This is a genomic window from Pseudomonas sp. S1_G07 (genome assembly GCF_054668565.1).
Genome location: NZ_CP162778.1, coordinates 4,246,495 through 4,265,384, shown reverse-complemented (window position 1 = coordinate 4,265,384; position 18,890 = coordinate 4,246,495). Strand labels below are relative to the sequence as shown.

Annotated in this window: 15 protein-coding genes and 1 tRNA gene; 7 read left to right on the top strand and 9 right to left on the bottom strand. The window is 60.5% G+C overall.

All coding sequences use genetic code 11. The features are described 5' to 3' along the window. Positions 1-16: 16 nt before the first annotated feature. Together AB4O05_RS19395 and AB4O05_RS19390 are read right to left on the bottom strand one after the other, a co-directional pair. Entirely contained in the window at positions 17-2,011 is a 1,995-nt protein-coding gene (locus AB4O05_RS19395; RefSeq protein WP_460135911.1) for a methyl-accepting chemotaxis protein, read from the bottom strand. A gap of 143 nt (positions 2,012-2,154) precedes the next feature. Further along, positions 2,155-3,150: an aldo/keto reductase gene (locus AB4O05_RS19390; RefSeq protein ID WP_460135912.1), complete on the bottom strand. Its 996-nt coding sequence runs from the start codon at positions 3,148-3,150 to the stop codon at positions 2,155-2,157. A 120-nt stretch (positions 3,151-3,270) separates the two neighbouring features. On the opposite strand from AB4O05_RS19390, the gene AB4O05_RS19385 reads away from it, so the two are divergent. After that, positions 3,271-4,182 (top strand): LysR family transcriptional regulator, encoded by a 912-nt coding sequence (locus AB4O05_RS19385; RefSeq protein WP_460135913.1) that lies wholly within the window; start codon positions 3,271-3,273, stop codon positions 4,180-4,182. Between the two features lie 75 nt (positions 4,183-4,257). Here the strand turns inward: AB4O05_RS19385 and AB4O05_RS19380 are convergent, their stop codons facing one another. After that, complete coding sequence (locus AB4O05_RS19380) at positions 4,258-7,542, bottom strand: membrane-targeted effector domain-containing toxin (protein WP_460164782.1); 3,285 nt, start codon at positions 7,540-7,542, stop codon at positions 4,258-4,260. Positions 7,543-8,091: 549 nt separating this feature from the next. Between AB4O05_RS19380 and AB4O05_RS19375 the strand changes: the two genes are divergently transcribed. Further along, positions 8,092-8,286: a hypothetical protein gene (locus tag AB4O05_RS19375; RefSeq protein ID WP_460135916.1), complete on the top strand. Its 195-nt coding sequence runs from the start codon at positions 8,092-8,094 to the stop codon at positions 8,284-8,286. Between the two features lie 15 nt (positions 8,287-8,301). Here AB4O05_RS19375 and AB4O05_RS19370 read toward each other — a convergent pair whose 3' ends face one another. Next, complete coding sequence (locus AB4O05_RS19370) at positions 8,302-8,682, bottom strand: fe2+ zn2+ uptake regulation protein (protein ID WP_460135917.1); 381 nt, start codon at positions 8,680-8,682, stop codon at positions 8,302-8,304. A gap of 237 nt (positions 8,683-8,919) precedes the next feature. On the opposite strand from AB4O05_RS19370, the gene pvdQ reads away from it, so the two are divergent. Then, on the top strand, positions 8,920-11,205 hold the full coding sequence (gene pvdQ / locus AB4O05_RS19365; protein ID WP_460135918.1) for a bifunctional acylase PvdQ: 2,286 nt from the start codon (positions 8,920-8,922) through the stop codon (positions 11,203-11,205). A 212-nt stretch (positions 11,206-11,417) separates the two neighbouring features. Then, positions 11,418-11,491 (top strand) — tRNA-Cys (locus AB4O05_RS19360). A gap of 285 nt (positions 11,492-11,776) precedes the next feature. Here the strand turns inward: AB4O05_RS19360 and AB4O05_RS19355 are convergent. The 3 genes from AB4O05_RS19355 to AB4O05_RS19345 form a co-directional block, all read right to left on the bottom strand. Further along, the gene (locus tag AB4O05_RS19355; protein WP_460135919.1) at positions 11,777-12,028 is read right to left on the bottom strand and encodes a hypothetical protein; all 252 of its coding nucleotides are present in this window, start codon (positions 12,026-12,028) and stop codon (positions 11,777-11,779) included. Positions 12,029-12,380: 352 nt separating this feature from the next. Next, on the bottom strand, positions 12,381-13,004 hold the full coding sequence (locus AB4O05_RS19350) for a CatB-related O-acetyltransferase (protein WP_460135920.1): 624 nt from the start codon (positions 13,002-13,004) through the stop codon (positions 12,381-12,383). A gap of 95 nt (positions 13,005-13,099) precedes the next feature. Next, complete coding sequence (locus tag AB4O05_RS19345) at positions 13,100-13,357, bottom strand: hypothetical protein (protein ID WP_460135921.1); 258 nt, start codon at positions 13,355-13,357, stop codon at positions 13,100-13,102. A 304-nt stretch (positions 13,358-13,661) separates the two neighbouring features. On the opposite strand from AB4O05_RS19345, the gene AB4O05_RS19340 reads away from it, so the two are divergent. From AB4O05_RS19340 to AB4O05_RS19330, 3 genes are all read left to right on the top strand, one after another. Further along, entirely contained in the window at positions 13,662-14,270 is a 609-nt protein-coding gene (locus AB4O05_RS19340) for a LysE family translocator (protein ID WP_460135922.1), read from the top strand. 342 nt (positions 14,271-14,612) lie between these two features. Continuing rightward, positions 14,613-15,593 carry a GlxA family transcriptional regulator gene (locus AB4O05_RS19335; RefSeq protein WP_460137541.1) on the top strand — a complete coding sequence of 327 codons (981 nt, stop codon included), beginning with the start codon at positions 14,613-14,615 and terminating at the stop codon, positions 15,591-15,593. Between the two features lie 47 nt (positions 15,594-15,640). After that, on the top strand, positions 15,641-16,576 hold the full coding sequence (locus AB4O05_RS19330) for an ADP-ribosylglycohydrolase family protein (protein ID WP_460135923.1): 936 nt from the start codon (positions 15,641-15,643) through the stop codon (positions 16,574-16,576). A gap of 41 nt (positions 16,577-16,617) precedes the next feature. On the opposite strand, the gene AB4O05_RS19325 is transcribed toward AB4O05_RS19330, so the two are convergent. Continuing rightward, positions 16,618-17,877: an NAD(P)/FAD-dependent oxidoreductase gene (locus AB4O05_RS19325; RefSeq protein ID WP_460135925.1), complete on the bottom strand. Its 1,260-nt coding sequence runs from the start codon at positions 17,875-17,877 to the stop codon at positions 16,618-16,620. Positions 17,878-17,919: 42 nt separating this feature from the next. Further along, positions 17,920-18,867 carry a dihydrodipicolinate synthase family protein gene (locus AB4O05_RS19320; RefSeq protein WP_460135926.1) on the bottom strand — a complete coding sequence of 316 codons (948 nt, stop codon included), beginning with the start codon at positions 18,865-18,867 and terminating at the stop codon, positions 17,920-17,922. Positions 18,868-18,890: the final 23 nt, after the last annotated feature.

Below are 18,890 nucleotides of genomic sequence, written 5' to 3'. Positions count from 1 at the left end.
GTGTCCGGGCAATGGGTCAACGGACTTTGAAGCGACTCATCAGGCTGATCACCCGACCATTGGCGTCCAGCAGGCTTTGCGTATTGGTTTCAGTAGCATGACCGCTCTGCACCAGCTCTTCGACCATATGTCGGATTTGTACCATGCTGCGGTTGATCTCCTCGGTGACCGCACTTTGCTGTTCGGCGGCCGTGGCGATCTGGGTGCTGAGGTTGTTGATATGGCTGACCGAGCCGGCCATTTCATCCAGCCCCGTGTTGACCCGCGCGGTGGCATCCGCTGCCGACTGGCAACTGGCCTGGGTGTTTTCCATCGCGGCCACCGACGAGCTCACCCCCGTGGTCAGGCGTGCCAGCATCTCGTTGATCTGCGAGGTGCTGGCCTGGGTGCGCGCGGCCAATGCCCGCACTTCGTCGGCCACCACCGCAAAGCCGCGGCCTTGTTCGCCGGCCCGCGCCGCTTCAATCGCCGCGTTGAGCGCCAGCAGGTTGGTCTGGCCGGCAATCGCACCGATCACGCCCAGGGTTTCGGTGATGCGCGCGGCGTCCTGGCGCATGTTTTCCACGGTCTGGGTGGCACTGGCGACCTCGCCGATCAAGGCGCTGACGCTGGTGGACGCTTCGCCCACCACCACGCGGGAACGGTCCGCATGTTCATTGGCGCGCTGGGTGAAGGACGCTGTTTCTGCTGCATTTTGCGCCACGGTGTCGGCGGTGGAACTCATCTCAGTAATGGCGGTGACGGTCTGGTCGGTCTCCGAGGCGTGGCGCACCAGAATGCTATTGGTGTGCGCCGAGGTCTGCTGCAATTGCTCAAGACCCGAGGACATGGCGCCAGTGGCCTGGGTCACTTCGCCGATCATGTTCTGCAGGTAGACGATAAAGCGGTTCACCGAATGGCCGATGGCGCCCAGTTCGTCCTCGGCGCGGATGGTGATGCGGCGCGTCAGGTCGGCGTCGCCGGTGGACAGGGCATCGATATTGGTTTTCAGGATTTTCATGCGCTGCACCAATTGGCGGATCGCATACACCGCCAGCAGTACCAGCAGCAATACCATGGGGATTTGCAGCAACGCCAGGCTGCCGAGTACATCGTCACGCTGGGCGGTAATCAACGAGGTGGGCAGGGCGGTGGCAAGGAACCACGGCGTGCCTTGGATCGGGCGCATATAGAAGGTGCTGGCCACGCCGCCGTTATCGAATTCGCTGCGTTGCAGCGCCTGGTCACGGTGGGCCAGGGCTTTGCTGATCTGGGCGGCGAACGCCGAGGTGCCGGTGAGCTCGCTGATGTTCTTCAACACCACCGGGCTGCTCAGGCGCGTGCTGTTGCTGATGATCTTGCCGTCGCCCTCGACGATCAGCATTTGCCCGCCTATGTCTTTTTCCTTGCTGGCCACCAGGTCATTGAAGAAGCCCAGGGTCACGTCGATGGTGGCCACGCCGTACGCCGCGCCATCGCGCTGGATCGCCATGGCGCAGTTGGTGCGTGGCTCCTGGCTGGCGTCGTCTTTGTAGGCCGCGGCCCAGGCACATTGCCCGCGCGGTGCGGCGAGTCCGCCTTTGTACCAGCTCTGGTCGTAGTAGTTGGGCGCGGGGTCGCTGTTCCAGAAGGTGTTCACCGCCAGCTTGCCGGAGGCATCGCGGTGCCAGAACGTACTGTGCTTGTTGCGCCCCGGTGTGCGCTGGTTGGGCAGCGGCCAGATACCGCCGCCGAACACCTTCAGCTCGCCGTACTGGTCCACCAGGCCGGGCAGGACCTTGTCGATGGCGTCGCTGTCGAGCAGGGGAATGGTCTGGGTGATGGTGCGTTGCTGGGCCTGGACTTTATTCAGCTCGCCCTGAATCTGTTCAGCCACCTCACTGATGCGGTTGAGCACCACCTGTTCTTCGGTGTGTCGCAGCGTGGGCGCGACCATCTGGCCGATTCCGACGACGGTCAACACCAATAACACCAGGACGAACAGCACCAGAAACAGGGTGTAGCGAGCTTGGATGGAGCGCAGTGGGGGCATGGAGGTCGTCCTTACGAAGCGTTTATTGTCGACGCGGCTTTGTTAGAGCTTCGTAGGGCTATCGGCTTGGCGAATGGGACCTTTAGATACGATGGTGCAAGAAAGCCGGAGCGCCGATTAACGACGCTCCTGGCAAGGGTAGATCAGATATCCAGCATGGCCATGATTGCCTCTGGGTAGCGCAGGCCGGCCGTGGCATCGGCGGGGAAGATCGCATCCAGCGCCGCCCGCTCGGTTGGGCTGAGCCGGATCGACACCGCCGCGATGTTTTCCTCCAGGTAGACGCGTTGTTTGGTCCCCGGGATCGGAATGATGAACTCGCCTTGGGCCAGTACCCAGGCCAACGCCAGCTGCCCGGCCGTAACGCCCTTGTCGGCCGCCAGCGCCTGCACTTGCTTGACCAACAGCAGGTTCTTGGCAAAGTTCTCGCCTTGGAAACGCGGGCTGAAACGACGGTAGTCATCGGCGCCGAAGTCTTCCGGGCTTTTCAGTGCACCGGTGAGGAAACCGCGGCCCAGCGGGCTGTAGGGCACAAATGCGATACCCAGGCGTTGGCAGGCGGCGAGGCAGCCGTTTTCCTGCGGGTCGCGGCTCCACAGGGAGAATTCGCTTTGCAACGCACTGATCGGATGGACCTTGTGCGCCCGCTCCAGCGTGGCGGCGCTGGCCTCGCTCAGGCCCAGGTAACGCACCTTGCCCTGCTGCACCAGTTCGGCCATGGCGCCGACGGTCTCTTCAATGGCCACGTCCGGGTCGATGCGATGCTGGTAGTACAGGTCCAGGGTTTCCACGCCCAGCCGTTGCAAGGTACCGTTGATGGCGTTGCGGATGTACTCCGGGCGCCCATTGACGCCGCGCAGCGTCGGGTGGGCGGGGTCGCGCACGATGCCGAACTTGCTGGCCAGGAACACCTGGTCACGTTTGCCGGCGATGGCTTTGCCGATCAGTTGTTCGTTGGTGTGCGGGCCGTACATGTCGGCGGTGTCGAGGAAATTCACGCCCAGCTCGAGGGCGCGGTGCAAGGTGGCGGTGGCTTCGCTGGTGTCGCTGCCAGGGGCGTAGAAATCGGTCATGCCCATGCAGCCGAGGCCGATGGCGGAAACGAGGGGGCCATGTGTGCCGAGTTGACGAGTGTGCATGGGTTCAGCTCCAGGGGTAGGGAAGGGTTCTATTGTTATCCTCGACAAAAGCGGGATAAACCGGCTAAAACCGCTATCACTATTCGTAATATCTAAATAATCTCTTGAGGAGCCCCTCCCTTGGATCGTTTCCACGCCATGCGCGTATTCACCCGCATTGTCGAGTTGGGCGGCTTCGCCAAGGCCGCTGACAGCCTGCAACTGCCCCGTGCTTCGGTGACTGTGTTGATCAAGCAATTGGAGGCGCACCTGGGCGTGCAGTTGCTGCAGCGCACCACGCGCCAGGTCAACCCGACCCTGGACGGCACCGCGTATTACCAACGATGCGTACAGTTGCTGACGGACCTGGAAGAAACCGAGGCGGTGTTTTCCACTCGCCGCCAGAACCCGCGCGGTACGTTGAGTATCGATATGCCGTCGGGTATCGGCCGTTTCCTGGTGATCCCCGCCTTGCCGACGTTTACCGCCCGTTACCCGCAGATCGACTTGGAAATCGGCTTGAACGACCGCCCGGTCGATCTGATCCGCGAAGGCGTGGATTGCGTGCTGCGCGGCGGCCTGGCGCTGGACGAGTCGCTGGTGGCCAGGCCGTTGGCGATGATGGATCAAATCACCTTGGCCAGCCCCGACTACCTACGACGCATGGGCACGCCCGAGTGCTTGGACGACCTGGCCCGGCATCACATGGTCGAGTACGTGTCCAGCGTCAGCGGCAAACGTTTTGGCCTGGAGTTTGTGCTCGGCGCCGAACTGCGTGCGGTCAACCTGCCCAAGGTGGTCGCGGTGAACAGCGCCGACGGTTACTTCTGCGCGTGCGAGGCCGGGTATGGGTTGATCCAGGCGCCGTACTACCACGCCCGGCAGCGCCTGGCCGAGGGCGCGCTGGTGGAGGTGCTGCCGCAGTTGGCGGTACCCAGGATGGCCCTGAGCGCCCTGTACCCGCAGCACCGCCAGCTGTCGCAGCGGGTGCGCGTCTTTGTGGATTGGCTGGTCGAGCTGTGTGCCCAACCGGGCAGCGGGCTGCAACGCTAGGTTTGCGCTTTACGTTAGGCGCCTGGCTGTTGCCCGCTGACTTTGTGAAACCTCAAAGACACGTTGATCGAAGGGTTACACTCGCGGCTTGATGTAGATCTGCAGGTCGCCTGGGATACTGCCTGCGCTGATCGGCTGAGCCGGATCAGGCGCGCGGCCCAGCACTTTTAAACCAAGATGCTTGGGCACGTTGGCGTTGTTAAAAACGCCTATGCCAATAGCCCCCGTCAACTCCGCGATACCGGGGACGCCTTCGGAGGTATTCATATGTGAATGCCCTACCAAAGCCACCCACTTCTCCGTTCCCGAAGTGGCCTGGATGGTTTCTGCGGCGTAGTAGTTGAGTTCCTCGAGCCGACGTACAGAGCCTGATCCTTTTTCTGTCTTATCGAGTAGCTGGCGAACATCGTTGTGTCGGGTGAGGTAGTAGTGGTCAAGCGGCATGGCTTCTATGCCATTGTCCGCAAGCTTGGTGAGCAGCTCTGCAAGGGTGGGGTCGGTGCGAGGGATGCGGGGCGGCGGCGGGAGATTGGGGGTGCGAGGGCGAGGGTCTTTTGGCGCAAGCAGGCCAATCCCGTCATCGACCAACCCTTCCGGCCTATCGATCAAGCCTTCGAAATACACTTTTTTCACGCCCTGTTTCTTTAACGTCTCTGCATTGTCGAACAACACCCTGAAGCTTGCCGTCTGTTTATGTGACTCCCCCAAAACGATTCCAGGTGAAACCTTCAAGGCTTCTTCGAGCAGTTCGGGGACAGAGACCGGCTTTGGCATGGGGGGCAGAGGGGGGCGCGGTGGAAGGCCGGTCTGCTTGATAGCGGCATAATATTCATTCATCTCATCGTTGAACTTGGCCATGGTTTTCAGCTTGGTGTCTGGCTTGAAATGGTCCGGCTCCAGCTTGCCTTTGAGGCTCTCCACGTAGTCTCCATCGGGCAATGGTTTTCTCACTCGTAGCGGACGGTTGTGGGTGCTCAGCGGGTTATAGCGATGGGGGCGTTGCTGTCGCGGTGATAGCGTATTGGGCGAGAAAGGCGCCAGCGTATCAAGCGGGTTGAAGTCTTCCAGCGGCGGGCCGTAAGGTGTCATTTTGATTGGGTCGTATGCATAGTGCTGGCCGTTGCTGAGCACGGTGCTGCCCTCCACGGTTCGGCCTGATGCCTTGAAGGTGCCTAAGGTGACTGCGCCGTAGTGGGGGTCGGTAATGATCGAGGCACTCCTGAGTTTTTCAATACCCTTGCCGATCAGCCGTGTGCCGCCCCGCACCATGTCGCCCAGGCCATTCAATGGGTTCAACTCTCCGATGACCGTGGTGCCGAGGATTTTCGCCACCTGCAACGCCTTGGCCGTCGTGCTGAGCGCCTTGGCACCGACTTTTGCCACCTTCGATACCGTGCCGGCGCCGGCTGTGATGAAGCCGAAAATATCCATGCCCAAGTCCAGCGCACCGTCCAGGTAGTTGCCGTTCTGGAAGTTGACGATGGCGGATCTGAGTGGAACGAGATCCAGGAGAAAATTGATTACTTTCCACTCCGACGCCAGCTGTTGGTCGTAGCTGCTGGTGCCTTTGGCCTGCTTGACCACCTCCTCGTTGTCGACATCCAGGTGCTCTACAAACACCTCGGCGATGGTGTTTGTTCGCGCGCTTGAAAAGCTGGAGGGCACCGGCGGTGGGGTGCCTGCACCGGTATCCTGGCCCAATTGGGCTGCGCTGGCCTTGGTGGGGGTGAACTTCTCTATTGGAAAGACCAGGTTGGCTTTACGCTCGCGTGCTTGAGTCAGCACGGTGCTTGGGACTACCGCGATGGAGCCCTGTTTCACATCAATCTTATAAACCGTCTCATCCTCGCCACGCGTGGCTTTAACCAGCAACGTTGGGTTTTTTTCCTCCAGTGTCTTGCCGGTGAAACCTGCACCCAGCTTGTAGGTGTTGTTTTGAAAGAACTCCAGCTTGCCGTATTCCAGGTTTTGCCTGTCGGCCAGTGGGAGCTGAGCGATCAAGTGTTTGACGGTTGTCGCAATGCCTTTTTTGCGCGCCTCGATCGCCTGGGTGAATTGCTCGTTGAACACGGTGTTCACGTCGAATCTGAGCGACTTGCCTTGCGTTGCGTCGAGGATGCGCGGGTCTTCGCTCTCCCACGTGTAGTTATGCAGCCCGCTCATGGCGATATCCAGCAGCGAGTGCAGGCCAGCAGGTGCGCGATTTGGGTCGTAGAGCGGCTGATTGTGAGGCTGGCGGGTGTCCTTGACCTTCAAGAGTTTTTCTTCAAATGGCACGTGCTCGCCAAAGCGTTCTTTGAGTTTTGCCAGGGCGATGGCTTTGCGGCTGGGTATTTCAGTCTGGATCTGGCTGGACGCCTCTATCCGTTCATTCGCCTGGAGATTGAATGCACTCCTGACTTTTTCGACCTCAGGGCTGTCGTAGCGCTCGGCTTCTTCCCTGCTGATAACGCCGTTGACCACCCCCCAGACCCGCAGTGCTGCACGCTGTGCCTGTTGAGTGACGGCGTGGTCTTGCAGGCTGGCGTTCTCAGCGGCCGACATGACTTGGGCGAAAGTCATGCCCGGCACTTTCCCAGGGGTTTGGGCCTCAATCGTGGCGGCGGCGATCGACAGGCTGACCCACGCGGGGCTGCCATAGGTCACGCTGGCGGGAATGTCCTTGATCAGCAGTTCAGGCGCCTTCCTGGCCAATAACAGGTAAGCGCCGACCTTGGCCATTTCCGCTGTGGTGATGCCTTCTTCGCTCAGGTGCTCGCTCAGGCTGGCGAGCAATGCCGAAGCGGGCTTGCCCCAGTTTTGTTCGCCTGTGAGTTCAAAACCGGCGAGCTGGGTTGGACGTGGATGATCGGGGGATTCCGGATCCAGTGCCAGGTTGAGGGCTGCCAGGGTGTAATCGTAGACGCTGGTGTCCGTGGCAATGCCTTTCAATTGGGTTTGCAGCGCCTGCCCCAGGGCCTGTGCGCGCGGGGTGCTGATGATGGCTTCGAGCGCTTTTGCCGGGTCGTTGAGTGCATCACCGGAGGGTGGCTGGTTGCTGTTCAGGTATTCCAGCAGGCTAAGGCTGGCGCCCATCTCGGGTGGGTTCGGATGGCGCAGGGTATGGTGGTTGATCGTATTGATCAGCGTACGTTGCTCGTCAGCGCTGAGGGGGAGGGGCCAGGACAGGCCACCGCCGAAATTGCCCAAGGGGTGTTCCAGGGCCCTGTTGAGCACGGCGTCCGCCAGGGCGGTCAATGAGAAGTGGCTGTTGGGTAGCGCCAGGCCTTTGGCGGTGATGTAGCTCTCCAGGGTCACGGAATCGCCGGTTTGTGTGTGTTCGGATGAACCCGGATCGATGTTCAGGGTGGTCGTCTTCAACGCCGCGAGGATCGCCTGAGGCGTGGCGTTTACCCCCAGGCGTGTGGCGGTCTCGTTGAGCTTTTGCCCCAGGGCTCTGAGGTTGCGGTTATTTGCCAGCATTTGCGGCAGGCCATCGCCGACGGCGGGCTGTTCGATGCCAGCAGATGGTTGCGGTGCGGATCGCGCGCTGCGCGTTGAGGGGGGCGCCTGGTTCAAGGCGGGGGGAGGCGACAACTGAATGTGCAATGGACGTTGGGATAGCGCAGTGGTGTTAATCATGTACGGGTACCTATTCAGACTTGCCTGGACTAAGCGCCTGCCTATAGGAGGTTCCCTGTTCCCCAGACGCCCTTGCTGGGTGTGCGGAACATTCGCTGTGGTTCCATCCGAAGATACTGCGGGTTGTAAGACTTGATTGAGACTGAAAGACGAAAATGCCTCCGGCCAATCTGGCGTCGGACAAGCCAAAGCTTTTTATCGCCTGTAAGATAAGACGTTGCCGACCCGATGGCAGGCAATGTCCGGCGGCACACAGTGGATACACTTTTTCAGGTTCAGGAACCCGTCATGACCCAAAAGCAACGCTTGAAATACTCGATTCTGATCTCCCTGGTGGTGCTGGGGTCGATGTTTGGCTTGTCCTATCTGCAGAACACCGGGGTTATCAGCGAAAAAACTTTTCAATACATCGCCATTGCAATCGCGGTGACAGTGGTGGTGATCAACGGCGTGATGCGTCGCAAGGTCAAGCCCACCCTCTGATTCAAGTGCCGTGAGTCAGGCGCGGCCTTCGAGTACTTTGGCCGCCTCTTCGTGGAGGCTGTAGCTCTTGTCGGCATTGAGGGTGATCACGCCCTCGCTGCACAGGCGCTTGAGCACCTCGCGCACGCTGAGAAACGATAACGGTATGCCCAGCGCCAAGAGGTGGCTGTGCACGCCACGCACCCCGAGGGTGCGCTGGTTGTCGGCGGCGGTGAGCAGGGCGTCGATGACCTTCAGCCGAATCAGGCTGGTACGCAAACCGAAGCACTTGAGCAGGTGGCGAATACGCTGGTTGCCGTGTTGTTCGGACGCTTTGCCGAACGCTTGCTGGGTGTCGCCGAAATGGGCGTCGGCCACCGATGAATGTCCTTCCGTGGGCACTTGCGGGTTGTACATGCAAAAACTCCTTATCAGAGCCTGATCAGGAAAAATGACGGCGCTCTTAGTTAATAAGACGAACGAGCGAGCGAAATCATGAAGCGCGGAATGTAGAAATTTCGTCAGTGTCAGTTTTGTCACAGTGCGCCGCCCTTCAATAAACATGTGGCGCGGTTAAATTCTTCGCGGTTTTTTGCGTTCTTACCCAGGGGTAACTGCCTCGGTGAGGATGTTCAATTTGACTGTGGAGTCTGCGTGATTATTTCCAATGGGTTGTCCAGGGTGTGCATGGCCGGTCTGATGCTGGGGCTGAGCCTTGCCGCATCGGCGCAGGAGCCGCTGCCTGCGTCGGCGGATATCCGGCGTACCGGTTTTGGCGTGCCCCACATTCGCGCCAATGATGAGCGTGGCCTGGGCTACGGCATCGGCTATGCCTACGCCCAGGACAACCTGTGCCTGCTGGCCAATGAAGTGGTCACGGTGAATGGCCAGCGTGCCAGGTTCTTCGGCCCCGAACAGGCCACGCTGGAGGAGCGCAACAACCTCGCCAGCGATGTGTTCTTTACCTGGCTCAATACCCCGCAGGCGGTGGCCACGTTCTGGCAGGCGCAGAGCCCGCAGATCAAGCAGCGTATCGAAGGCTATGTGGCCGGCTATAACCGTTATCTGAAAGAGCAGGGCGCCCCGGCACAGTGCCAGGCGGCGTGGGTACGCCCGCTGGTCGCCGAAGACCTGGTCAAACTGACCCGCAGGCTGTTGGTCGAGGGCGGTATCGGCCAATTCGCAGAAGCCCTGGTGGGCGCAGCTCCCCCTCAAGCCACTGCCCGTGTGCAACCCACTGCTCAGGCATTTGAACTCGCCGCCGCCAACCAGCAGCGCTTCACCCTTGACCGTGGCAGCAATGCCGTGGCGGTGGGGCGTGATCGCTCCTTCAACGGCCGTGGCATGCTGCTGGCGAATCCGCATTTCCCTTGGGTGGGCGGCATGCGCTTCTACGAGATGCACCTGACCCTCCCTGGCCAACTGAACGTGATGGGCGCCGCGCTGCCGGGCCTGCCGGTGGTCAATATCGGCTTTAACCAGCATGTGGCCTGGACTCATACGGTGGATACATCCAAGCATTTCACCTTGTACCGCCTGACCCTCGATCCCAAGGACGCCACGCGCTATCTGCTGGATGGCCAATCCATTGCCCTGGATAAAACGGCGGTGAAGGTGCAGGTCAAACAAGCCGACGGCAGCGTGAAAGACGTGAGTCATACGGTGTACAGCTCGTCGTTCGGCCCTGTGGTGCAATGGCCCGGCAAGCTGGATTGGGACAACCATTATGCGTTCAGCCTGCGTGACGCCAACCTGGGCAACGACCGTGTGCTGCAACAGTGGGATGCCATGAACCGCGCTACCAGCCTCAAGGCCCTGCAACACTCGGTGCGCAGCCTGCAGGGCATCCCGTGGGTCAACACCCTGGCCGCCGACGACCAGGGCCAGAGCCTGTACATGAACGTGTCGGTGGTGCCCAACGTCAGCGCGGCCAAACTCGCCAAATGCAGCGACCCACGTGCCGGCCTGCAAATGATCGTGCTCGACGGCGCCCACAGTGCCTGTGCCTGGGACATCGACCCGCGTGCGGCCCAGGCCGGTATCTTCGCCGCTGAGCAACTGCCGCAACTGGCGCGTACCGACTACGTGCAGCACGCCAATGATTCGGCGTGGCTGGCCAACCCCAAGGCGCCGCTGACCGGTTTCTCGCCAGTGATCAGCCAGGAGAATATCGGCCTGGGCCCACGGGCGCGTTTTGCCCTGCAACGCCTGCAATCCCTGGAAAAGCAACCGATCACCATCGCCGACCTGCGCAATATTGTGATGGACAACGAGGTATACCTGGCCGGCCAAGTCATGCCCGACCTGCTGGAGTTCTGCGACAAATACCTGGGCGCCGACGCCAGCAAGTTGCAACTGCTGTGCACCAGCCTGAAACACTGGGACCGGCACGCCAACCTCGACAGCGGCGTGGGCCTGGTGCACTTCATCAACTTGATCGAACACCTGCGGCAACTGCCCGACGCCTGGCGTGTCGCCTTCGACCCGACCCAGCCGCTGACCACGCCACGCGGCCTGGCCATCGACCGCGCGCCAGTGGCCAAGGCCTTGCGCGAAGCCATGCTGGCCTCCACGGCAAGCGTCGCCGAACTGGGCCTGACCGCCACCAGCCGATGGGGCGACGTGCAGGTCTCGGGCCACACCCCGATCCACGGAGGCCCGCAGGAACTGGGGCTCTACAACGCCATGCAAACCGTGCCCCGCGCCGACGGCAAGCGCGAAGTGGTCAGCGGCACCAGCTACCTGCAAATCGTCACCTTTGACGACAACGGTCCGCAGGCCCAGGGGCTACTCGCGTTCTCGGTTTCCAGCAACCCTGCGTCGAAATACGCAAAGGACCAAACCCAAGCCTTCTCCGAGAAAAAACTGCGCCCACTGCCATTCACCGAAGCGCAGATCAAGGCCGACCCGCAGTACCAGTCACTGCGCATCCGGGAGTAGGACCGGCACGCAACCCCTTGATGCCGTTGCGAAATATTTTCGAAATCAAGGGGTTGCAGGTAAAAGCAAATGAGTACATAATGGCGCCCATCGAACGCAACGAAGCATTAAAAACTTCAATGTATTCAATGAGTTAGAGTAGAGGCATGGCTTTAAAGCCCACTCAAGTTTTTATGCGGTGAATGCCAGCGACAAGGGCATTGATCGTTTGAGGCCGAGTAGCAAAATGGTTATGCAGTGGATTGCAAATCCACCTACGCCGGTTCGATTCCGACCTCGGCCTCCACTCTCAAAAAACCCGTAGCTCAATGAGTTACGGGTTTTTTTTTGTTTGGTTCCAGGTGCTGGGTTCCGCAACCTGTCGCTATTTCGTAGGCTTCACAGTCTCCAACTCGGTGTTAGACACGCTTTGTCATTTCTTCCGTCAAGCGCCCAGTAACCGGTACGTGCGAGTCTGATGATATCCCTTCATTGCTTGCGCACTGGCTGAAAGTGGTAAGCAACGCCTGGCCCCCTGACTGGCCCGTCTTAAGCAAGTTTAGAGGATGCAGATCGGACGTTACAGGTAATCCTATTCGTCAAAGACCACCTCGCGTGAGAGGCCGCGCTCGATGATGGCAATGCTTACCCGGTCATTTTTTTTATGATAGTTGACCATCCCGCAGTAGATGATTTGTTTAATGTCTGTTCCGTCATCTGGCTGGACGCTCACTTTCCAACATTTTTGATTCGGTGTTGCAAAAGGTTTACGATCGTCATGCTCCCAAGGCTCACTAATGTCCGTAATTACACCTTTTTTAACCGTTCTGGTGGTGGTCTCCATTTTTCATCTCCTTAATAACGCACAACCGCAGTAATGCTATTTGAAGAGTTTCCCCTCCGACACTCTGGATTTGATACCGACAACGGATGTTCGACAACTGTCAATGTTGACAGGTAGATAATCAAGGCTGAGAAGGGGGCTCGACGATAGATCGGAGGTTGACCATCGTGTCGGGGTTGGCCGGTTCGATTCCGTAGATTAACGTCTACGGGGTTTTTTATTACCCTGGATTAATGATCCCTTTCGCACCTGTCAGCAGGGTTTGCGCCATGGCCTGACCGCGCTGGGTGCGTGCCAGGCTTACATCATGGCGGTGGCTGGATCATTCAGGCGCTAAGCCTTAAGTCGCGCTTCACGTCAGCGGGCGCTGTTGAAGGTATTCCACAAATGGCGCGATATCCGGGCTGCAGAGCAAATGTGCAATCGCACGGACCTCCTGCTCTGGCCAATCCCACCAGGCGGATTGTTCCAGGATCAGGCGAGTCGGCTCGTCAAAACGCCAGCGGATATGCTTGGCCGGGTTTCCGCCAACGATGGAGTAAGGCGCAACATCCTTTGTCACCATTGAACCTGCCGCTACCACCGCGCCATTGCCAATCGTGACGCCAGACAGGATCTTTGCGTGGGAGCTGATCCAGCAATCATTCCCAATGATCACGTCGCCTTTGCTGCCGCCAAAATCGGTGATGTGCGCGACGCTGTCGACCTTGGCCGGGAAGGGGTAGCAACTGAGCCAATCGGTGCGATGGTGCCCGCCCAGGTACACTTCCACATTGCCGGCGATGGACGTATACGCACCGACGCGCAGGGTCGTCCCCTCATGCCAGTCGTGAACCTTCAGGTCACCGTAGGTGCCCAGGCCAAAACTATAGTTGGGATAGCGGTTGCGCAGTTTTTGCGTCGAGCGCTCCAGGGCAGAGAGTGCGCGCAACGCCTTGCGCGCTTTGTGTTCGCGCCATTTACGCAATAACTTCATGCGTCGAGCCTTCTTGCAGAGGTTAAAAACAGGCCGCTATCCTGAGCAATGGGGGCCTTCCATGCAAGTGGGGCATGAGGTGCACGGGGCAGGCATCACTCATTCGGCTCGGACCTGAGGATGCGCTGGTGCCTGGCTTCACTCGCATACATGGCCAGCTTTTGCTGCTGAGCCGTCAGCAGCGTGCAGAGCTTCATCAGCGCCACCGCTTCGGCCGATGTTCTGTCATTCGCCGCCATGGTCGTCAGTTCTGTCACCGACCAGCCTATGACAGTCGCGGCGTCTTCCAGGTCGTAAAAAAGCTCCTGCTGAGCGGTTCTGGGCCCATCCAGGCCCTGTATCAACCTTTCCATCTATTTCTCCGCCTGGCGCTGATAACTGCGTGAGTTGACGTCCCATTCCGATCATCCCACCTTCCATCCCGTCCGTCCGGGATAAATCAAAGGCAAAGAAAAGCCCGCGATGGGGGCGCGGGCTAAAAGGGATGTTCATTAGGAGCTGGGTCTACCATAGGCGCTCGTCTGTGAAAGGTTTGTGAAAGCGCGCGGTGTATGCGCACCTCAAGTGTATGCCTCGATCCGCCCCTGGCTGTACGGGGCGTCGGACCGCAGAAGTGATTACTGTCGCAGGCCTGTCACCTTGTTGGGATGCCGCGTCATGTTTATATCCAGCAGTCTGCTTTCAGCCTTTGTGCTGTTCGCCTTTGTGTCCTCGATCACGCCAGGGCCCAATAACACCATGTTGCTGGCCTCGGGGGTGAACTTCGGGTTCCGCCGTTCGATGCCCCATGCGCTCGGGATCAGCATTGGCTTCATGCTGCTGGTGATTTCGGTGGGGCTGGGGCTGGGCGAAGTGTTCAAGGTATTCCCCTGGGCCTACACCGTGTTGCGCTATATGGGCGCGGCATATCTGCTGTATCTGGCGTGGAAGATCGCGACGGCGGGCGGTATGTCCGACAGCGATGATGCGCGCGGCAAACCCATGACCTTTCTGGGCGCGGCTGCTTTTCAGTGGGTAAACCCCAAGGCCTGGATCATGGCATTGGGGGCGATCACCACCTATACGCCGGCGGAGGGCTATATTACCAACGTGCTGGTGATTGCCCTGGTCTTCGCGCTGGTGAACCTGCCCAGTGTGTGCGTGTGGGTGGGATGTGGCAGCGGCTTGCGCAATGTGCTGCGCGAGCCGCGTTGGCTGCGGTTGTTCAACGGGTCGATGGCCGGTTTACTGGTGCTGTCGCTGTACCCGATGTTGTTTGCCGGCTAGGCGCTAAACCGGCGAGATGGTCGCCAGCAGGCCGATGCCGATGGTCAGCACTAAAAAGCCGAACAGGAAAATCGCCATCTTGGTCATAAGGCCTCCGTCAGGAAGGGGAGTGGGAAGTGGCGCTATTGTCCACCCAGGCGCTATTTCAATACAGACGCAGATAGTAAAGAAAAAACCGTATCAGATGCCCTTGCAGCGGCTCTGTCAGGGGCTTTGCGCGGTGGCGGGTTCTTCGGGAGCAGCGCCTGAGACAGCCACCCCATTTCCCCCTAAGATGACACCCCTGCATCAACAATAAGAGTGGGCCAACCCTCGATGGAAAGACGTCAATTCAGCGGCGGCATGAAAGGCAAAAACCTGCGCTACCTCAACGAAACCTCGCAGCCCACGGCGGTCACCCGTATCGGCTTCCTGTTGCTGGAACATTTCTCCTTACCCGCCTTCACCCAGACCCTCGACACCTTCGTCACCGCCAACCTGCTGCGCGCCGACCTGTTTGCCTCGCGCACGTTTGGCTGCGGTGAGGGTGAGGTCATCAGCGACCTGGGCCTGGTCATCCGACCCGATGCGCGCCTGGATACGGCTGCGCTGCATGACGTGCAATTGCTCGTGATCTGCGGCGGCTTTCGCACCGAACTCAAGGCCAGCGAAGACTTCATCCAACTGTTACGCACGGCGGCCGAGCACGGCATCCACCTCGCCGGGCTGTGGAACGGCGCCTGGTTCCTCGGCCGTGCGGGGCTGCTGCAGGGCTATCGCTGCGCCATCCATCCCGAACATCGCCCGGCGCTGGCCGAAGTGTCCAAGGCTACCCACGTCACCAGCGAACCCTACGTGATCGACCGCGACCGCCTGACCGCGTCCAGCCCCTCCGGCGCCTTCCATATGGCCCTGGACTGGATCAAAAGCCTGCACGACAAAGCCCTGGTCGAAGGCATCGAAGACATCCTGGCGTTTGAGGAGTCCCGCTATCGGCGCATCAAGCCCACCGAAAATGTCAGCGTCAGCGCGCCCCTGCGCGAAGTGGTGAAGCTGATGGACGCTAATCTGGAAGAACCACTGGAACTCGACCAACTGGCCGTTTACGCCGGCCGTTCGCGCCGCCAGTTAGAGCGCTTGTTCAAGGAGCAACTGGGCACCACGCCGCAGCGCTACTACATGGAACTGCGCGTCACCGAGGCGCGTCGGTTGTTGCAGCACACCGAGTTGTCACAGGTAGAGGTGCTGGTGGCCTGCGGGTTCGTGTCGCCGAGCCACTTCAGCAAGTGCTACAGCTCGTATTTCGGATATCGCCCCTCCAAAGAGAAGCGGTTGGTCAAGTAACGTAAGCGCTGCTCATGCATCCCGGCATGACTTTTCAGGGAAGGCACATGTCTCTCACGCTTTTGGATCGTTATCGCGGCAGCCTGCTGGGCCTGGCCTGCGGCGATGCTGTCGGCACCACAGTCGAATTCATGCCGCGTGGCAGTTTTTCCACGGTCACGGATATGGTCGGGGGTGGCCCGTTCAATCTCAAGCCGGGCCAGTGGACGGACGACACATCGATGGCCCTGTGTCTGGCAGAAAGCCTGCTGCATAAAGGTGGCTGTGACGCGAACGATCAGATGGGGCGTTATCTGAACTGGTGGAAATGGGGGTACTTGAGCGCTACTGGGGATTGTTTTGATATCGGCATGACAGTCCGCGAAGCGCTGGCGACGTTCGAGGCTAGCGGCAACCCATTTGCAGGTTCAACCGCCCCGTATTCCGCCGGCAATGGTTCGATGATGCGTCTGGCGCCCGTGGTGTTGTTCTACTTTCCAGACCCCGACAATATCAGCACATTCACCATCCAGAGCTCGCGAACCACCCACGCTGCCGAGGAGGCAATCGAATGTTGCCTGGTGCTCGCGCAAGCCATCTGCAACGCGTTGCGCGGTGATGCCAAGGATGAGGTGTTGCGCTTATCCTGCACGTCGTTGTCTGCGCCGAAAGTCATGGCCATCGCGCGCGGAGAGTACCGCGACAAGTCGAGCGCTGACATCAACGGGTCGGGGTATTCGGTCGCGTCTTTAGAAGCGGCGTTGTGGTGTTTCCATCACAGCAATAGCTTTGCCGAGGCCGTGCTTTGCGCCGCGAACCTTGGTGATGACGCCGATACCACCGCCGCGATCGTTGGGCAATTGGCCGGCGCGCACTATGGGGTTCAAGCGATCCCCACGGACTGGATAAAAAAACTGTGGTGGCAGGATGAGATTCGAGAGATGGCCGACGCGCTCTTGAGGGCCTCAAGCAACCGTACGATAAAAAGCCACAACCAACGTTAATGCACCCCGAGCAACTCGCCTCTTCAATCGCAGCCACGCCGCTAGAACCGATCCAGCCGATACGGCCCAGGCGCCGGCAAGCACGCAGGTGCCGCACCTGGCGACATCAGCCGGGCCACCAGCTCGGCCGTCACCGCCGCCTGCGTCAAGCCTAAATGCTGATGCCCGAACGCAAGCAGCACTTTCCCCTCACACACCCGGTCGATAATCGGTAGCGAGTCCGGCAATGACGGCCGAAAGCCCATCCAGGGCGTGGCGTCCTGCGCATTCAGATCTTCACGAAACAACCCCTTGCTCAACCGATGCAACTGCCAGGCACGCTGCATGGCGGCGGGGCGTTCCAGGCCGGCGAATTCCACCGTGCCGGCCAGGCGCAGGCCGCCCGCCATGGGGGTCATGATGAATTTGCGCTCCAGGGAGGTGACGGCAAAGGGCAGGCGCTGTTGCTCGTGGGGCAGCATCAGGTGATAGCCGCGTTCGGTGTCCAGCGGGACTTTTTTGCCCGTGAGTGCGGCGGTGAGTTTGGCCGAGTGGGCGCCGCAGGCGATCAGCACCTGGCGCGTGGTAAGGCTGCCTTGGTCGGTGCTCAGCGTGACGCCGTGTGCTTGAACCCGTGCATCCAGCACCTCGCGCTTGAGGAACTGTACGCCACTGGCCTTGGCCGCCATCACCAATTCGCCGACCACCTGGTAAGGGTCGAGAAAGTGCCCGGTACCCGGGAAAAACAGCCCGCCCTGAATGCCATCGCTCAACGCCGGGGCGGCCTGGTGTACGGCATCGCCCGACCAGAACGCTACGGGCACCTGCTGCTCTGTCATCCGCTGTTGCAGGGCGCCCAGCGCTGCCCGTGAGCCCGCCCGTTCGAACACCAGCAACGAGCCATCCTGGCGCAGCAAGCCGGGGCGCTGGATGCTGGCCAGCAAACGCTGCCAGGCACCGAGGCTGCCTTCGTTGAGCGCGCGAATACCTGCCACCGTTCGCTGGTAGCTTGCCGGGCGCAGGTTCAGCAGCAGCCGAGTAAACCAGGGCAGGGCTCGGGGCAGGTAGCGCCAGTCCAGGCGCAGGGGGCCCATGGGGTCCAGGAGCATCGCAGGCAAGTGTTTGAGGATCGACATGTCGGCGATGGGAAACACTTGCTCGGTCGCCAGGTGCCCGGCATTGCCGTAGGAGGCACCCATGCCGGGCTCCTGAGCGTCGATCACCACCACGCGCCGACCCTGGCGCGCCAACTGCATTGCGCAGGCGACGCCGATGATGCCGGCACCGATCACGGCGATGTCCGCCGGGGCTGAGTCGCGCATTGTCTAAACCTCGCTCTGGCCGTGAAGTAAACGCCGTGCGAATCAGGCGATGTGCTGTTCAGCCGACCAGTTGGCGTACCACTGGCGGAACAGTGTGTATTGGTGTTGTGCATAGCGGCGCTGGGCCTCGCTGAGCACATCGGTCTCATTGAAATGCAGGTCGTAGCCTTGGTCGCCGTTGAGCACCATCAAGTACTTGTAATACAGCACCAGGTCGCAGCCTTCGTCGAAGGACGACAGCACCGCCAGTGCCGCCTCCAATTCATGCGCCAGGCGGCGGGCCTTGGCATCGCCCTCGGCCGCTTGTGTGCTCAGGGCCACCAAGTGCAGCACTTCCCGTGGCAGCGCGTTGCCGATGCCGGTGATGGCGCCGGTGGCGTTGCAGTTGACGAACCCGTGCACCACCTGGGTGTCGACGCCGACCATCAGCGTCACATTGTCGTCCTGAGAGGTGATGTGTTCGGCGGCGTAGCGCAGGTCGGCCGCGCCACCGAACTCCTTGAAGCCGATCAGGTTCGGGTGTTCGCGGCGCAATTGGAAGAACAACTCGGCGCGGGTCGCAAAGCCGTAATACGGGCTGTTGTAGATCACTGCCGGCAGGTTGGGCGCGGCCTTGAGAATCGCCGAGAAGTGCGCTTTTTGTGCGGTGGCCGACGCGCCCCGGGACAGCAGGCGCGGAATCACCATCAAACCCTGGGCGCCGACCTTGGCCGCATGGGCGGCGTGGGCCACCGCTTCACGGCTGTTCACCGCGCCAGTGCCGACGATGGTCGGCACGCCGGCCGCCACCAGACGCGCCACGCCTTCCTGGCGCTCGGCCTCGCTGAGCAACGGCCAGTCACCCATGGAGCCGCAGTACACCACGGCGCTCATACCGGCCGCGATCAGCTCGCGGCCCTTGGCTACCAGGGCGACAAAGTCGGGCGTGCGTGCGTCGGTGCACGGGGTCATCAGCGCGGGGATGCAACCGGTGAAGATGTTGTCGCTCATGGTGCTGGCTCCTTGGGGCATTC

Excerpts from the sequence above, each read along its gene's own strand:
- AB4O05_RS19395 (WP_460135911.1), bottom strand. The coding sequence starts at position 2,011 with ATGCCCCCACTGCGCTCCATCCAAGCTCGCTACACCCTGTTTCTGGTG.
- AB4O05_RS19355 (WP_460135919.1), bottom strand. The coding sequence starts at position 12,028 with ATGGAGACCACCACCAGAACGGTTAAAAAAGGTGTAATTACGGACATT.
- AB4O05_RS19325 (WP_460135925.1), bottom strand. The coding sequence starts at position 17,877 with ATGCGCGACTCAGCCCCGGCGGACATCGCCGTGATCGGTGCCGGCATC.
- AB4O05_RS19330 (WP_460135923.1), top strand. The coding sequence starts at position 15,641 with ATGTCTCTCACGCTTTTGGATCGTTATCGCGGCAGCCTGCTGGGCCTG.
- AB4O05_RS19320 (WP_460135926.1), bottom strand. The coding sequence starts at position 18,867 with ATGAGCGACAACATCTTCACCGGTTGCATCCCCGCGCTGATGACCCCG.
- AB4O05_RS19370 (WP_460135917.1), bottom strand. The coding sequence starts at position 8,682 with ATGTACAACCCGCAAGTGCCCACGGAAGGACATTCATCGGTGGCCGAC.
- AB4O05_RS19390 (WP_460135912.1), bottom strand. The coding sequence starts at position 3,150 with ATGCACACTCGTCAACTCGGCACACATGGCCCCCTCGTTTCCGCCATC.
- AB4O05_RS19335 (WP_460137541.1), top strand. The coding sequence starts at position 14,613 with ATGAAAGGCAAAAACCTGCGCTACCTCAACGAAACCTCGCAGCCCACG.
- AB4O05_RS19345 (WP_460135921.1), bottom strand. The coding sequence starts at position 13,357 with ATGGAAAGGTTGATACAGGGCCTGGATGGGCCCAGAACCGCTCAGCAG.
- AB4O05_RS19340 (WP_460135922.1), top strand. The coding sequence starts at position 13,662 with ATGTTTATATCCAGCAGTCTGCTTTCAGCCTTTGTGCTGTTCGCCTTT.
- AB4O05_RS19350 (WP_460135920.1), bottom strand. The coding sequence starts at position 13,004 with ATGAAGTTATTGCGTAAATGGCGCGAACACAAAGCGCGCAAGGCGTTG.
- AB4O05_RS19375 (WP_460135916.1), top strand. The coding sequence starts at position 8,092 with ATGACCCAAAAGCAACGCTTGAAATACTCGATTCTGATCTCCCTGGTG.